Origin of the sequence: Pseudomonas sp. OV226, from assembly GCF_003148705.1 — a bacterium.
Taxonomy (GTDB): Bacteria; Pseudomonadota; Gammaproteobacteria; order Pseudomonadales; family Pseudomonadaceae; genus Aquipseudomonas.
Genome location: NZ_QGGS01000002.1, coordinates 165,661 through 180,144 on the forward strand (window position 1 = coordinate 165,661; position 14,484 = coordinate 180,144).

Below are 14,484 nucleotides of genomic sequence, written 5' to 3' on the forward strand. Positions count from 1 at the left end.
CATCGGCCAACCTTGGCCATCAACAACGGAGCAACAGATGATCGGCTTCACCTCGCTTAAACGTATTTTGCTGGCCACCGCCACGCTCGGCTTCGCGGCCCATGCAGCCGCGGCATCGACGCTGACCCTGGACGTTTACAACCCCGGCGACAAGGCGATTTTCCCGGTGACGTCGGTGCTGGTCAGTGGCGAAAAGGACGCGATTCTGGTGGATGCGCAGTTCGGCAAATCCCAGGCTGAACAGGTCGTCGAGAAAATCCGCGCCAGCGGCAAGCAACTGACCACCATCTACATCAGCCACGGCGACCCGGATTACTACTTCGGCCTCGACACCCTGACCGCTGCGTTCCCGAACGCCAAAGTGCTCGCCTCGCAACCGACCGTGGATCACATCAAGCACACCGTCGACGGCAAACTCGCGTTCTGGGGCCCGAAAATGGGCGCCGACGTCCCCTCTAAAACCATCGTGCCGGGTGTACTCAAGGGCGACAGCCTGATGCTCGAAGGGCAGAAGTTGCAGGTGGTGGGGCTGGCGGGCAAGCAACCGGATCGCACCTTCGTCTGGATTCCGTCGATCAAGGCCGTCGTCGGAGGCGTGGTCGTGGCAGAAAACATCCACGTCTGGATGGCTGACACGCAAACACCGCAGTCACACGCCGATTGGCTGACTACGCTGCATTCCATCGAAACCCTGAAACCGAAAACCATCGTGCCGGGTCATTACCTCGGTGACAGTGCCCGCTCGTTGGCGGCCGTGCAGTTCACCGCCGACTACATCAAGGCCTTCGATGATGAAACCGCCAAGGCAAAAGACTCCGCTGCACTGATCGCCGCGATGAAGAAACGCTACCCGACACTGGGCGAGGAAAGCTCGCTGGAGTTGAGCGCCAAAGTCGCGAAGGGCGAGATGAAGTGGGGTGAATGAGTTTCTGATCGTTCCCCCGCAGAGCGCGGGAACGATCATTGGGCATGTACTAATTCACTTGAGCCAACTGGAGAACGTCATGAGCAACATCGCAATCATCGGAGCCACCGGTCGTGCCGGTAGCCAACTGTTGGAAGAGGCCCTGCGTCGCGGTCACAGCGTTACGGCCATCGCTCGCGACACGTCGAAGCTCGGCCCACGTGCCGGTGTGGTGAACAAAGCCGTGGATGCACTCGACGCCGAGGCGTTGCAAGCGGCAGTCGCTGGCCATGATGTGGTGATCAGCGCCGCGCACTTCGCGACCTTGCCCGCCAGTGCCGTCATCGGCCCAGTGAAAAAGGCCGGTGTGAAACGCCTGCTGGTGGTGGGCGGTGCCGGCTCATTGCGGTTGCCGGACGGGACTCGCGTGATCGACAGCAAGGGCTTTCCCGAGGAGTACAAAGCGGAGGCGGGTGCCGGTGCTGTGTTCCTGGAGAACCTGCTTCAGGAAAAGGACCTGGACTGGACCTTCCTGTCACCGTCGGCGGAGTTTGTCGAAGGCGAGCGCACGGGCACGTTTCGTGTCGGCAAGGATGACTTGCTGGTGAGCAGTGCCGGGCGCAGCTGGATCACGTTTGCCGATTATGCGATGGCGATGATGGATGAAGTGGAAGCGCCAAAGCACACTCGCCAGCGTTTCACCGTCGGGTACTGATCACCTGACCGCCGCAAACCTGTAGCAGCTGGCGCAGCCTGCGTCCGGCTGCGTAGCAGTCGTAAACCCTGCATCCACGGTTTTTCTGACACACCGTGAACTATGGTTTTACGACTGCTACGCAGCCGGACGCAGGCTTCGCCAGCTGCTACAGGATTTCGCTCATCGCGCCTGCGCTTGCTCCACCAACCACCCCATCAGCTCGCGCAACTTCGGCGACGGTCCGGGTTTTTCCGGGAACACCAGGTAATACGCCAGCCCCGTCTTCACCTTCAGTTCAAACGGCATGACCAGCCGCCCGGCGCTCAAGTCATCGCCAATCAACGACCAGTCCCCAATCGCTACCCCCGTTCCCTGAGACGCCATCGACATCGCCAGGTCCAGCGTTTCAAAGTGCTGACCCTTGCTGACATTGCTCAAGCGAACATTGGCGGTGGCCAGCCAGGCCTTCCAGTCCCGTTCATCCCGTGTCGGGTGCAGCAGCATGTGTTTCTCAAGATCTTCGGGCGTCTGCAACGGCACCGGGCCTTCGAGCAGCGGTTTGGAGCAGACCGGCGTCAGCTGTTCTTCAAACAGGCGCTGGGACACCAATACGCTGTCTGGCGGCGCGCCGTACATCACCGCCGCGTCGAACTGCTCGCGATGAAAATCCACACCGTGCTTGATCGTGGTAGTCAATTCCACCGGCACATCCGGGCGCTCCCGTTGCCACTGCAACAGGCGCGGCAACAGCCAACGCATGACGCACGTCGGGGCCTTGAGTTGCAAGGTCTCGCGCTTCTCGCCGATCTGCTCCACCGCCTCGTCGATCAGGCCGAAAATCTGCTGGACCCGTGGCAGCCATTCACGTCCTTCAGCCGTCAGGTCCAGGCCTCGGGCCTGGCGAATGAACAACTCATACCCCAGATGATCTTCCAGCCCGGCGATCTGTCGGCTCACTGCGCCTTGGGTGATGTGCAGCTGTTCGGCTGCGCGGGTGAAATTGCAGCACTGCGCGGTGATCAGGAAAGTGTGCAGCGCCGGCAGAGGTGGCAGTCGTTTCATTGGGATCCAAGGTATGACGTGAGGACATGGCTAGTATGATTTTTTATCCATTGTTGCGGCTATGTGTCGCCCGTTCCAATGAGGCCATCCCTGGACCTGCCCACGCATCATAAACAACGCGCAGGCCCGGCGTCTCAATCGAACAAGAAGGGCAAATTACATGGCGACGTGCGGCGAAGTATTGGTCAAGTTACTCGAAGATTACGGGGTCGAGCAGGTGTTCGGCATTCCCGGGGTTCACACCGTGGAGCTGTACCGCGGGCTGGCCCGTTCGAGCATCAACCACGTCACTCCGCGTCACGAACAAGGCGCCGGCTTCATGGCCGACGGTTATGCGCGTACCAGCGGCAAACCGGGTGTGTGCTTCATCATCACCGGCCCTGGCATGACCAACATCACCACTGCGATGGGTCAGGCCTATGCCGACTCGATCCCGATGCTGGTGATCTCCAGCGTGCAATCGCGCAGCCAATTGGGGGGCGGTCGCGGCAAGCTGCATGAGCTGCCGAACCAGGGCGCATTGGTCGCCGGCGTGGCGGCGTTCTCCCACACCTTGATGTCGGCGTCTGAATTGCCCGGCGTACTGGCGCGTGCCTTTGCCCTGTTCCAGGCCGGTCGTCCGCGTCCGGTGCACATCGAAATTCCATTGGACGTGCTGGTTGAAGAAGCCGACGACCTGCTCAGCAGCGTACCGGTGAACATCGACCGCGCCGGTGCATCGCCGACCGCCGTTTCGCGCATGAGCGAGTTGCTGGCCGGCGCCAAGCGTCCGCTGATCCTCGCCGGTGGCGGTGCCATCGATGCCGCCGCTGAGTTGACCGAACTGGCCGAACTGCTGGACGCGCCAGTCGCCCTGACCATCAATGCCAAGGGCATGCTGGAATCCAGCCACCCGTTGCTGATCGGTTCGACCCAAAGCCTGGTTGCCACCCGCGCCCTGGTGGCCGAGGCCGACGTAGTGTTGGCCATCGGCACCGAGCTGGCCGAGACCGACTACGACGTGACCTTCGCCGGTGGTTTCGAAATTCCTGGCCAATTGCTGCGCGTGGACATCGACCCGGACCAGACCGTGCGCAACTACCCGCCGCACGTGGCGCTGGTGTCCGACTCACGTAACGCCGCCCAAGCCTTGCTCACTGCCCTGTCGCACACATCGCTGGCGGCGCGCCGCAACGATTGGGGTCAGGTGCGTGCTGCCCGCTTGCGTGAAGAACTGGCCGGCACCTGGGACGCTCCGACACTGGCTCAGACCCGCTTCCTCGAAACCGTTCTGCACGAGTTGCCGGAGGCCGTGTTCGTCGGCGATTCGACCCAGCCTGTCTACACCGGCAACCTGACGTTCAACCCCGAGCGCCCGCGTCGCTGGTTCAACTCGTCCACCGGTTACGGCACCCTCGGTTACGCCTTGCCGGCCGCTATCGGCGCCTGGCTTGGCGGCAGCGTTGTCGGCGACTCGCGTCCTCCGGTGGTGTGTCTGATCGGTGACGGTGGCCTGCAATTCACCCTGCCGGAACTGGCCAGCGCCGTTGAAGCGCGCACTCCGGTGATCGTGCTGCTGTGGAATAACCAGGGCTACGAAGAGATCAAGAAATACATGGTCAACCGCGCCATCGAGCCGGTCGGCGTGGACATCTACACCCCGGACTTCATCGGTGTGGCCAAGGCGCTGGGCTGTGCCGCCGACGCGGTCAACGGTGTCGAGCAACTGCGCGTTGCATTGCGTGCCGCTGCCGACCGTCAGGGCCCGACCCTGATTGAAATCGATCAGACCCAGTGGATGAAGGCGGTGTCGAAATGAGTTTTCCAACAACCTTGGATGGCGTGTTCATCAATGGCCAATGGTCGGCCGGCAACGAACACCTGCGCGTGATCAACCCGGCAACCGAAGCGTTGCTGACCACCGTCAATGGCGGTGATGCCCAGGCTGTCGATCAGGCCGTGAGCGCGGCGACCAACGCTTTCTCCGAGTGGTCGAAAACCAGCGGTGCCGAACGTGGCGCGATTCTGCGCAACATCGCGGCCGGCGTGCAGGCCGCTCGTGAGCGCTTGATGCACTTGCAGTCGAGCAACAACGGCAAGCCACAGTTTGAAGCGGCCATCGACGTCGACGACGTGATCGCTACCTTCGAGTATTACGCCGGTCTGGCCGAAGGGCTGGACGCGAAACAAGACAGCGCTGTTGAGCTGCCGACTGAAGATTTCAGCGCACGTCTGCGCCGTGAGCCTGCCGGTGTGGTCGGTTTGATCGTGCCGTGGAATTTCCCGATGGTCACCACCGCCTGGAAACTCGCCCCGGCCCTGGCTGCCGGTTGCTGCGTGGTGCTCAAACCGTCCGAAGTGACGCCGCTGCCAGAGTTGGAACTGGCGGCCATCATCGCCAAGGCCGGCTTGCCTGCCGGCGTTTTCAACCTGGTCTGCGGCACGGGCCTGGCGGTCGGAGCGCCGCTGTCGGCGGATCCGCGCATCGCCAAAATCTCCTTCACCGGCAGCAACGCGGTGGGTGTGCAGGTCATGCAACGGGCGGCGGAAACCGTGAAAGGCGTGAGCCTGGAGCTGGGCGGTAAATCGTCGCTGCTGGTACTGGCCGATGCTGACATCGAACTGGCGGTGGAAGTGGCGTGCGGCGGTGGTTTCTTCAACGCCGGGCAAATGTGCTCCGCCACCAGCCGCGTGCTGGTTGCCGATGAAGTCGCCGATGAATTCCTGTTGCGCCTGAAGGCTCGCGCCGAAGCCATTCGCGTGGCTGACCCGTTCGACCCGGCGGTGGAAATGGGTGCGCTGGTCAACCACGCGCAATACCAGCGTGTGCTCGGCCACATCGACCGAGGCTTGAGTGCGGGCGCCAAGCTGATGTGCGGCGGTAATCGTCCGGCAGACCTGCCGCGCGGATATTTTTTACAGCCGACGATTTTCACCGAAGTGCCCCTGGACAGTGCGTTGTGGTGTGAAGAGATTTTCGGCCCGGTGATCTGCGTTCGCAGTTTTGCCACTGAAGCCGAGGCGATTGCCTTGGCCAACGACAGTCAGTTTGGCCTGGTCGCCAGCGTCGTCACGCGCAATGCCGAAACGGCTGACCGCGTCGCTAACGCCTTGCAGGCGGGGCTGGTGTGGATCAACGCGCCACAGGTGATCTTCCCGCAGACCGCCTGGGGTGGCTACAAGCAGAGCAGCATCGGCCGCGAATTGGGGCCGTGGGGCTTGCAGGCTTTCCAGGAAATCAAACACGTGATTCGGGCCGTCTGACGGCACGAAAAAGGTGAGCGCATGCCTCGAAACGAGGCATGCGCTGGCGTCATGGCTTCAATGAGTTTTTATCGATAGTCAGGTGATTTACACGACCTCAGGATGAACCCGTCGGCTCAGCTCTAACCCTTTGAATACGGGGGTTTGAAGCGGATCTGACCGCGCGGATACAACGGTTGCGACCAACCTCATAATTTACAAAAACAAAGGGAGTCCTTCATGGGCGAGCATGATCTGAACAGACGTCAATTCATCAAAACCGTGGGCGTAGCCTCGGTGGCAGCGGCCGCCATGAGCATGCCGTTCATCAAGGCCAATGCCAGCGACACACGTTTTGCCGGCAAGACCCTGCGTTTGCTGACCTGGTCCGATGACACTGGTCTGGCAGCCCTGCGCAACATCGCTGCAACTTTCGAAGACAAGTACGGCTGCAAGGTCATCGCTGACCGTACCGGCAGTACCTCGGAAATGGTTGCCAAACTGAAGGCCGGCGGTGATCGTCCGCAGTACGACATCATCACCCTGGCTGGCGTCGGTGCCGAAGGTCTGGCCGCCGCCAACCTGCTGGAAAAACCCGACCTCAACCGCATTCCCAACCTGGTCGACGTACCGGAAAAATACCGCACCGGCGCCAATGGCCACGGTATCGGTTACCTCCTGTGGTGCAACAGCCTCGTCTACAGCACCCGCACCCAGAAAGAAGCGCCGACCAGCTACGCCTCCCTGTGGGACGCCGACGCTGCGCCGAACATCTTCCTGCCGCCGCCAAACTGGACCGAGGCCATGGACCTGATCATCATCGCCGCCAAACTGGCCGGTGGTGACGAGCACAACATTGAGCCGGGCTTCAAGAAACTCGCCGAGCTGAAAGATCGCGTGGTGACCCTGGGTGAAAACCCGAACCAGATCGCCGAGCTGTTCCGCACCGGTTCCCTGGACATGGGCGGCTTGTACGCGCCGGCGTTCTTCCCGAAACAGATTCGCGATCCGGCCTACGGCCTGAGTGCAACCTTTGGCATGAAGGAAGGTTTCTACACCGACTTGATGCAATCGGTCATGCCGAAGAACCGTCCGGGCGACACCGACATGGCGTACGCCTTCATCAACCACTCTCTGGACCCGGTAGTGCAGGGCAAGATGGCTGAAGACATCTACAACGGCCCGGTCAACGCCAAGGCGATCATCTCCGCCGAAGCGCGCAAGAGCCCGTACATCCTCACGCCAGAGCAGATTGCCGAGAAGGCGATCATGCACGACAACGCCTTCCTGGCCACCGTGCATGACCAATGGATTCGTCGCTACACGGAAATCTTTTCTTCCTGATCTGAATCGCAGGGAGGTTCTTCGAACCTCATCGCGGGCAAGCCTCGCTCCTACAAGAGCAGCGCCATACCTGTAGGAGCATGGCTTGCCCGCGATCGAGTGCGCAGCACTCGCCAAGATCTTCCATTGACGAGACCTTTGCTATGGAACACCAACCTCTGACTCATCCGGTGAGTGTCGCCCCCGTGCGCGCCAACCGGGGTGTTTCGCCGACGACGCGCGCCTGGCTTTTCCTGTCGCCGTCGATGCTGTTCATGGGTGTGCTGATTGCCGCCAGCCTGCTGGTCCTGCGCATGAGCGTGGGCACCAAAGGCGCGGAGTGGACCGGGTTCAGCCTGGCCAGTTACGCCCAACTGCTGGAACCGTATTACCTCAAATCGTTGCTGCTGACCCTGCGCCTGGCGCTGATCAGCGCAGTTATTGCTGTCGTGTTGGCGATCCCGGTGGCCTACACCATGTCGCGCCTGACCTCACCGTTCGTGCGCCGGATCTTCCTCGCCGCGGTGCTGTTGCCGTTGCTGGTCAACCTGCTGCTGCAAAGCTACGGCTGGCTGGTGATTCTCGGCCCTGGCGGCATGCTCAACCAGGCACTGATGGGCCTGGGCTTGATCAAGCGTCCGATCATGCTGCTTTACAACCAGAACGGCGTGCTGATGGGCCTGGTGCAAACCGCGTTCCCGCTGGCCGTGCTGCCGATTGCCAGCGCCATGCGCGGCGTCGCCCGTACTTACGAAGAAGCCGCCGCGACACTGGGCGCGAGTCGCTTGCAGGTGTTCCGCCAGGTGGTGTTGCCGATGAGCATGCCGGGGATCATCACCGGCGCGACGTTGGTGTTTGCCTACAACGCCAGCAGCTTCGTGGTGCCCCTGCTGCTCGGTGGTCGACGCGTGCCGATGCTGGCGGTGATGGTCCATGACCAGATCGCCCCGCTGATGAACTGGCCCGCCGCGTCCGCTGCCGGTGTGGTGCTGATTGTCACTACGCTGGCGATCATGACCTTGTCCGAATACATCACTGGCCGCCGTCGGCGCATGCTGGAGGCTTCGCAATGAGCACCCTGATCAAGAAACGTTATGGGCTGCTGCCGGGCGAAACCGGCAAGTTTGCCGGTATCCTCTCGGGCTTCATCCTGCTGCTGGCGGTGTTGCCGATCCTGACCATGATCGTGATGTCGTTCAGCGGTTCGTCGAACCTCGACTTCCCGCCGAGCAGCTACAGCCTGCAATGGTACAAGGCCGCCTGGCACACCTTCGTCTCGCCGGATGCCAGCGACGTGCTGAGCCTGGGCAAAGCCATGACCACCAGCCTGATGGTGGCGTGCCTGACCATGGTCTTCGCCACGATCATCGCAGTGCCGGCGGCATACGCGCTGACCCGTTGCGAATTCCGCGGCAAAGCCGTGGCGATGCAATTGATGTCGCTGCCACTGGTGTTCCCGATGGTGGTATTGGGCCTGGCATTGCTGCTGGTGTTCGACAGCCTGCCGTTCCAGATGACCACCTCGCGGCTGGTGATTGCCCACGTGATCCTGGCGCTGCCCTTCGTGGTGAAAAACTGCACCGCGGCGATGCTGTCCATCGGCACCGAAGTCGAGGAGGCCGCGCAAATGCTCGGTGCCTCGCCGACACGGGCGATTGTCGATGTGGTGGTACCGCTGATGAAATCGGGGATTCTGGCGGGGATGCTGCTGGCGTTCATCGTCTCGTTCAACGAATTCACCGTGACCTATTTCCTCTACACCATCGACGTCATGACCGTGCCGATCTGGATGTACAGCCGCACCGTGTCTTCGCTCGACCCTACCGTGTTCTCGTTCGCCGTGCTGATTGTGTTGATCGACTTTGTCCTGATCTGGGCGCTCGAAAAACTGGTGGGTGAAGGTGGCGTTTCGTTCTGATTTCTTGAGGTAATTCACATGTCTGGTCTGATTCTGGAAAACGTCGAGAAACACTACGGCTCGGCTTGCGCGGTAAAGGATGTAAACCTGCATTTGCCGGAAGGCAAACTGGTGTGTTTCCTCGGCCCTTCGGGGTGTGGCAAAACCACGTTGCTGCGCATGATTGCCGGCCTCGAAACCCTGACCGGCGGCGAGATTCGCCTGGACGGTGACGACATCGGCAACACGCCTGCGCACCAGCGCAACTTCGGCATGGTGTTTCAATCGCTGGCGCTGTTTCCGCACATGACGGTGGGGGAGAACATCGCCTATCCGCTGAAACTGCGTGGCGTCAGCAAGGCTGATCAGCAGGCGCGGGTGGTGGAATTGCTGGAGCTGATTCAGCTGCAGGAAATGATTGATCGCCCGGTGGCAAAACTCTCCGGTGGTCAGCGTCAGCGCGTGGCGATTGCCCGGGCGATTGCCAACCACCCGAAAATCCTGCTGCTGGATGAACCGCTGTCGGCGCTGGACGCCAAGCTGCGCGAGTCGATGCAGGTGGAAATCCGTCAGCTGCAACAACGCCTGAACATCACCACGATCATGGTGACCCACGATCAGCGTGAGGCAATGACCATGGCCGATATCGTTGTGGTGTTGGGTGAGCACCGCGTGCAACAAGTGGGTACGCCGATTGAAATCTACCGCCACCCGGCCAACGAATTTGTCGCGGACTTCATCGGTTCGGGCAACATTTTCCCGGCCACGGCGCTGGGCAACGGCAAAGTCAGTTTGCCAGGTGGCGATGCACTGCAAGTTCCGATCTGCAGCAGCATCGTGGTCGGCGAGAAAGTGAAAATGCTCATCCGTCCTGAAGACCTGCAACTGTCGCACCCGCAGGAGACGGCGGGGAACCGGTTGCTGGGCAAGGTGACGTTCGTGCGTGATATCGGTGCGACGATTGAAACGACCGTGGAGTGTTCCGGGGTGACGTTTACCGCGCTGAGCACACCGTGCCAAGGGTTTGGGCTGAGCATTGGCAACCCGGTTTCGGTGACGTTGCCGGCCGAGGCTTGCCGCGTACTCGGCGCCTGATCCCAAATTTTTATTGCCTGAACTGGCCTCATCGCGGGCAAGCCCGCTCCCACAGGTTTTGTGTACACCGTGATCCCTGTGGGAGCGGGCTTGCCCGCGATGAGGCCATCAGCCACGCAACAATTTCTGGATCAGACACTCAACCGCAACCGCGCCAAATCCCGCAATGGCGGCGCCCCAAACAACCGACTGTATTCCCGGCTGAATTGCGAGGGGCTTTCATACCCCACCCGATACCCCGCCGCCGAAGCCTCCAGTCCTTCCGCCAGCATCAACCGCCGCGCTTCCTGTAACCGCAGCTGCTTCTGATACTGCAACGGGCTCATCGCCGTCATCGCCTTGAACCGGTGATGCAACGTCGACACGCTCAAATTCACTTCCTTGGCCAGATCATCAATACGCAGCGGCTGCTCATAGTTGCCGTTGAGCCACTTGATCGCCTGACTGATGCGATGGCTCTGGCTGTTGGCGATGGCGATTTCATACAGCCGATGCCCCTGCGGACTGCGCAACAACCGATAAAGAATCTCCCGACGAATCAGCGGCGCGAGCATGGCGATGTCTTTCGGCGTGTCCAGCAACCGCGCCAGGCGCAGCACCGCGTCGAGCATCGCGGTGTCGATGCGTTCGACATACAGGCCACGACCGGTAGGGCGGGTCGGAACGCCCAAGGGGCCGGCGTCGGCGATCAGCGCGGTGATTTCTGCCGGGTCGATGTCCAGGCGCACGGCAAGGATCGGCGTCTCGGGCGAGACGTCCACCACCCGCCCGCTCAGCGGCATCGAGACCGACACCACCAGGTAATTCAGCGGGTCGTAGTTGAAGTGCTCGTCGGCCAGCCTGACCTCTTTGCGCCCCTGCGCCATGATGCACAGCGCCGGTTGCGCGAGCACCGGGGCAAACACATGGGACTGGCTGTGGCGTGACATGAACAGCGAACCGACGGCCGTCGCATAGGTGCCATCGTCCGACGTATTGCGGCGGATGATAGCGGCCAGTTCTTCGCGCTGTTTCTCCATGTCGGCATCCAGCGGAACTTGAACGTGATCGAACGACGACATGCCGGGCATCCTCGCTGAGGGGGTAGGTAATGAGCCGAGCTTAAATTTGTGCAAGACAAAGCGGTAGACACATCCTGCCTCAACCTTGCCTGATTCTGCACGGCGTGGGTTAACGGTGCGTCTATGTCTGCGTATCGCCGGGGAAACTTGCTTGAAACCCGTGTTTCATTGGCGTGGAACGTATAGACAGGCCGCTACGGCCGTTTTGGAACACCGCGCAGGATTGTGCAATAAGCCGGCAGAAATCGACTAACCGCGCTGGATTGTGCGCGATTAACCTTTGATCCTGTCGCAGCCCGTCCCACGGCTGCCACTCGAGTACCTGGGAGGGTTGAACATGTCTACGCAGATCCCCGTCAGTCACATGGCTTTTGTGCGTGCCCGCGCCGGGCGCTCGGCGGAGCTCGGTGTGCGCCTGAGCGCGTTGATCGAGCCATCGCGCAGCGCGCCGGGTTGCCTGAGTTTTTCCCTGCAGCATTCACAATGCGATCCCGAGTTGTGGCTGGTTTCCGGTTTTTGGGCCCATCAGCAAGCCATGACCGCTTATTTCAGCACGCCGGCGATGGAAGTGTTCGCCGAGCTGGTGCAGGAACTGGTGGTCAACAGCCTGGACTTTCATACCTTCAAGGAAGTCTCTGCCGCTCAGGCCCTGGGCCAGTCCGGGTCGTGGGTACACAAAATGGCGGGTTGAGGGTTTAATGAGCGCATTCTCAATCAGCCAGGATCCGCGACATGGCACGTAAAGCCTTTGAACACTTCGAAGCCGTTTCCGCAGTAGTACCGGGTGAAGGGGGTTACCACGCCGCCATCGCCGTCAAAGCCCTGGGTGGCGCGGGCGCACCGCGTTTTCACAAAGTCCTCGAAGGCCAGGTCTTCAAGACCGCCCATGAGGCCGATGAAGCAGCAGCCAAAGAGCTGACCCGCCTCAAAGACGTCAAGGAAAACACCGACCTGCTTTGGTGATTTACCGGTTTGCCCCCGGGCGATACATCTTGAACAACGCCTCCGGTCCCAGCTGAAAATAGTCCGCTGGCCCACCGCCGCGCAGAATCGGTTCTGCCGCGGCGGTGTCGTATACCCCGTCCTTCAACAGCCACTTGGCGATATGCACGGCGACCACTTCGCCGAGAATCAGCCAGCTCGGCACCACGTTTCCGTCGGCGCGTTGCAACTGAATGATCTGCGTGACCTTGCACTCGAAGGACACCGGGCTTTCGGCCACCCGTGGCACCTGGATGATTTTCGAGGCGAGGGGCGTGAGCCCCGACAGTTCGAACTCATTGACCTCGGGGCCGACCATGGCGCAGCTCTGATTCATTTGCTCGGCCAGCGGGCGGGTGGCCAGGTTCCAGGCGAACTCGCCGGTCTGCTCGATGTTGTTCAGGCTGTCTTTGCGCCCGACGCTGGAAAAACCAATGATCGGCGGAATGTAGTTGAAGGCATTGAAGAAGCTGTACGGCGCCAGGTTCAGGCGGCCGTTGGCATCCTGCGAGGAAATCCAGCCGATAGGGCGCGGGCCGACGATGGCGTTGAACGGGTCGTGGGGCAGGCCGTGGCCGTTGGCTGGTTCGTAGAAATGGATGTCGTCAGCCATGGCGTAAATTCCTGGGGTTCTCGGGAGGCGAACATGGTGCAAGGACGAGCCGATTATTTCCAGCAATGAGGTCAAAATGTAGGAGCGAGCCGCCCGGAGCCTGCTCGCTCCCACAGGTTGTAGGTCTATTCAGTAAAAAGGGGCAGACCCTCGCAGGTCTGCCCCTTTTGTTCAGCGCTGACGGTATCAGTCAGTCTCGATCCGCGAATGCTTGCGGGTGTCTTTCATGGTCACATACACCAGCAACGACACCGCGATGCACGCTGTGACATACCAGTAGTAACCGGTTTCCATGCCGATGCTCTTGAACCACAGTGCGATGTATTCAGCGGTGCCGCCGAAGATCGACACGGTCAGGGCATACGGCAAGCCTACGCCCAGCGCACGAATCTCGGTCGGGAACAGTTCGGCTTTGACCACGGCGTTGATCGAGGTGTAGCCGCTGACGATGATCAGCGCCGCCATGATCAGGAAGAACGCGCCCCACCAGGATTGAACGGTGTGCAGGGTGGTCAGGATCGGCACGGTGAACAGCGTGCCCAGAATGCCGAAGGCAATCAGGATCGGGCGACGACCGACTTTATCCGACAGCCCGCCGATGATCGGTTGCAGGCACATGAACAGGAACAATGTGGCGGCGGAAATCGTGGTGGAGTCGGAGATGCTCATGCCGACGGTGTTCACCAGGTATTTCTGCATGTACGTGGTGTAGGTGTAGAACGCCAGCGTACCGCCCATGGTCAGGCCGACCACGGTCATCAGTTCTTTCGGGTGACGAAGCAAGGTGCGCATGGCGCTTTCCTTGGACTTCTCTTTTTTGGTGAACGACTCGGTTTCTTCCATGCCGCGACGCAGGTAGAGCGCGACCACGGCACACAGCGCGCCGATGGCGAACGGGATGCGCCAGCCCCAGTCGTACAACTGCTCGGTGGTCAGCACTTGTTGCAACACGATCAGCACGGCCAAGGCTATGAGCTGGCCGGAGATCAGCGTCACGTACTGGAAGCTGGAGTAGAAGCCGCGACGCTCCTTGGTGGCCATCTCGCTGAGATAAGTCGCCGAAGTGCCGTACTCGCCACCGACCGACAAACCTTGCAGCAGGCGCGCGAACACCAGCAGGATCGGTGCGCCGATGCCGATGGTTTCATACCCAGGACTCAGGGCGATCAGCAGCGAGCCGAAGCACATCAGGTACACCGAGGCCATCAGCGCTTTTTTGCGCCCGACTTTGTCGGCATAGAGGCCCATCATCCAGCCACCAATCGGGCGCATCAGGAAGCCCACGGCGAAGATCGCGGCGGTGTTCAGCAGTTGGGCGGTGGTGTCGCCTTTGGGGAAAAAGGCCTTGGCGAAGTACAGGGAGAAGGCGGCGTAGACATACCAGTCGTACCACTCGACCATATTGCCGACCGAGCCGCTGAAAATCGATTTGATGCGACTGGCGGTGGTTCTTTCTTTAGCCGGCACGGCAGCCGACCCAAGGGGCAGGGTATTGGAGTTATCCATTGAAGGATCCTTCGTTTAATTGTTTTTGTGGAGCGCGTTGAAACGCAGCCTGCGAGGGCTATAGCAGGAGGTGTGCCAAGGTGCAGAGGGCCGGTTTAGAGGGGGGAGGCGGGTTTGTTGAGC

At 60.9% G+C, this 14,484-nt stretch carries 14 protein-coding genes; 10 read left to right on the top strand and 4 right to left on the bottom strand.

All coding sequences use genetic code 11. The annotated features are described in order from the left end of the window. Positions 1 to 37: 37 nt before the first annotated feature. The gene (locus tag C7534_RS03815) at positions 38 to 925 is read left to right on the top strand and encodes an MBL fold metallo-hydrolase (RefSeq protein WP_109785045.1); all 888 of its coding nucleotides are present in this window, start codon (positions 38 to 40) and stop codon (positions 923 to 925) included. Positions 926 to 1,004: 79 nt separating this feature from the next. Continuing rightward, on the top strand, positions 1,005 to 1,619 hold the full coding sequence (locus C7534_RS03820) for an NAD(P)-dependent oxidoreductase (RefSeq protein WP_109785046.1): 615 nt from the start codon (positions 1,005 to 1,007) through the stop codon (positions 1,617 to 1,619). 162 nt (positions 1,620 to 1,781) lie between these two features. Here the strand turns inward: C7534_RS03820 and C7534_RS03825 are convergent, their stop codons facing one another. Further along, positions 1,782 to 2,663 (bottom strand): LysR substrate-binding domain-containing protein, encoded by an 882-nt coding sequence (locus C7534_RS03825; RefSeq protein WP_077431362.1) that lies wholly within the window; start codon positions 2,661 to 2,663, stop codon positions 1,782 to 1,784. A gap of 160 nt (positions 2,664 to 2,823) precedes the next feature. Between C7534_RS03825 and C7534_RS03830 the strand changes: the two genes are divergently transcribed. The 6 genes from C7534_RS03830 (at position 2,824) to C7534_RS03855 (ending at position 10,200) form a co-directional block, all read left to right on the top strand. Beyond that, complete coding sequence (locus C7534_RS03830) at positions 2,824 to 4,461, top strand: 5-guanidino-2-oxopentanoate decarboxylase (RefSeq protein ID WP_109785047.1); 1,638 nt, start codon at positions 2,824 to 2,826, stop codon at positions 4,459 to 4,461. Beyond that, complete coding sequence (locus tag C7534_RS03835; RefSeq protein WP_109785048.1) at positions 4,458 to 5,906, top strand: aldehyde dehydrogenase family protein; 1,449 nt, start codon at positions 4,458 to 4,460, stop codon at positions 5,904 to 5,906. The genes C7534_RS03830 and C7534_RS03835 overlap by 4 nt, the downstream gene beginning before the upstream one ends. Positions 5,907 to 6,125: 219 nt before the next feature. Next, the gene (locus tag C7534_RS03840) at positions 6,126 to 7,229 is read left to right on the top strand and encodes an extracellular solute-binding protein (RefSeq protein WP_109785049.1); all 1,104 of its coding nucleotides are present in this window, start codon (positions 6,126 to 6,128) and stop codon (positions 7,227 to 7,229) included. Between the two features lie 143 nt (positions 7,230 to 7,372). After that, positions 7,373 to 8,281 carry an ABC transporter permease gene (locus tag C7534_RS03845; protein WP_046033250.1) on the top strand — a complete coding sequence of 303 codons (909 nt, stop codon included), beginning with the start codon at positions 7,373 to 7,375 and terminating at the stop codon, positions 8,279 to 8,281. Next, positions 8,278 to 9,126 carry an ABC transporter permease gene (locus C7534_RS03850; protein ID WP_046033251.1) on the top strand — a complete coding sequence of 283 codons (849 nt, stop codon included), beginning with the start codon at positions 8,278 to 8,280 and terminating at the stop codon, positions 9,124 to 9,126. Before C7534_RS03845 ends, C7534_RS03850 begins: the two co-directional genes overlap by 4 nt. 18 nt (positions 9,127 to 9,144) lie before the next feature. Next, positions 9,145 to 10,200, top strand: coding sequence for an ABC transporter ATP-binding protein (locus C7534_RS03855; protein WP_109785050.1), 1,056 nt, complete (start codon positions 9,145 to 9,147; stop codon positions 10,198 to 10,200). A 131-nt stretch (positions 10,201 to 10,331) separates the two neighbouring features. Here the strand turns inward: C7534_RS03855 and C7534_RS03860 are convergent, their stop codons facing one another. Next, positions 10,332 to 11,261, bottom strand: a complete 930-nt coding sequence (locus C7534_RS03860; RefSeq protein WP_046033253.1) for an AraC family transcriptional regulator — start codon at positions 11,259 to 11,261, stop codon at positions 10,332 to 10,334. A gap of 337 nt (positions 11,262 to 11,598) precedes the next feature. Here C7534_RS03860 and C7534_RS03865 point away from each other — a divergent pair, with 337 nt between their 5' ends. Then, positions 11,599 to 11,952: an antibiotic biosynthesis monooxygenase family protein gene (locus tag C7534_RS03865; protein WP_046033254.1), complete on the top strand. Its 354-nt coding sequence runs from the start codon at positions 11,599 to 11,601 to the stop codon at positions 11,950 to 11,952. Positions 11,953 to 11,993: 41 nt separating this feature from the next. After that, positions 11,994 to 12,224, top strand: coding sequence for a hypothetical protein (locus C7534_RS03870; RefSeq protein ID WP_046033255.1), 231 nt, complete (start codon positions 11,994 to 11,996; stop codon positions 12,222 to 12,224). Between the two features lies 1 nt (position 12,225). Here the strand turns inward: C7534_RS03870 and C7534_RS03875 are convergent, their stop codons facing one another. Both C7534_RS03875 and C7534_RS03880 read right to left on the bottom strand, forming a co-directional pair. Then, complete coding sequence (locus C7534_RS03875; protein WP_109785051.1) at positions 12,226 to 12,855, bottom strand: flavin reductase family protein; 630 nt, start codon at positions 12,853 to 12,855, stop codon at positions 12,226 to 12,228. 186 nt (positions 12,856 to 13,041) lie between these two features. Next, positions 13,042 to 14,361, bottom strand: coding sequence for an MFS transporter (locus C7534_RS03880; RefSeq protein ID WP_046033257.1), 1,320 nt, complete (start codon positions 14,359 to 14,361; stop codon positions 13,042 to 13,044). Positions 14,362 to 14,484 lie beyond the last annotated feature (123 nt).

Excerpts from the sequence above, each read along its gene's own strand:
- C7534_RS03815 (WP_109785045.1), top strand. The coding sequence starts at position 38 with ATGATCGGCTTCACCTCGCTTAAACGTATTTTGCTGGCCACCGCCACG.
- C7534_RS03820 (WP_109785046.1), top strand. The coding sequence starts at position 1,005 with ATGAGCAACATCGCAATCATCGGAGCCACCGGTCGTGCCGGTAGCCAA.
- C7534_RS03825 (WP_077431362.1), bottom strand. The coding sequence starts at position 2,663 with ATGAAACGACTGCCACCTCTGCCGGCGCTGCACACTTTCCTGATCACC.
- C7534_RS03830 (WP_109785047.1), top strand. The coding sequence starts at position 2,824 with ATGGCGACGTGCGGCGAAGTATTGGTCAAGTTACTCGAAGATTACGGG.
- C7534_RS03835 (WP_109785048.1), top strand. The coding sequence starts at position 4,458 with ATGAGTTTTCCAACAACCTTGGATGGCGTGTTCATCAATGGCCAATGG.
- C7534_RS03840 (WP_109785049.1), top strand. The coding sequence starts at position 6,126 with ATGGGCGAGCATGATCTGAACAGACGTCAATTCATCAAAACCGTGGGC.
- C7534_RS03845 (WP_046033250.1), top strand. The coding sequence starts at position 7,373 with ATGGAACACCAACCTCTGACTCATCCGGTGAGTGTCGCCCCCGTGCGC.
- C7534_RS03850 (WP_046033251.1), top strand. The coding sequence starts at position 8,278 with ATGAGCACCCTGATCAAGAAACGTTATGGGCTGCTGCCGGGCGAAACC.
- C7534_RS03855 (WP_109785050.1), top strand. The coding sequence starts at position 9,145 with ATGTCTGGTCTGATTCTGGAAAACGTCGAGAAACACTACGGCTCGGCT.
- C7534_RS03860 (WP_046033253.1), bottom strand. The coding sequence starts at position 11,261 with ATGTCGTCGTTCGATCACGTTCAAGTTCCGCTGGATGCCGACATGGAG.
- C7534_RS03865 (WP_046033254.1), top strand. The coding sequence starts at position 11,599 with ATGTCTACGCAGATCCCCGTCAGTCACATGGCTTTTGTGCGTGCCCGC.
- C7534_RS03870 (WP_046033255.1), top strand. The coding sequence starts at position 11,994 with ATGGCACGTAAAGCCTTTGAACACTTCGAAGCCGTTTCCGCAGTAGTA.
- C7534_RS03875 (WP_109785051.1), bottom strand. The coding sequence starts at position 12,855 with ATGGCTGACGACATCCATTTCTACGAACCAGCCAACGGCCACGGCCTG.
- C7534_RS03880 (WP_046033257.1), bottom strand. The coding sequence starts at position 14,361 with ATGGATAACTCCAATACCCTGCCCCTTGGGTCGGCTGCCGTGCCGGCT.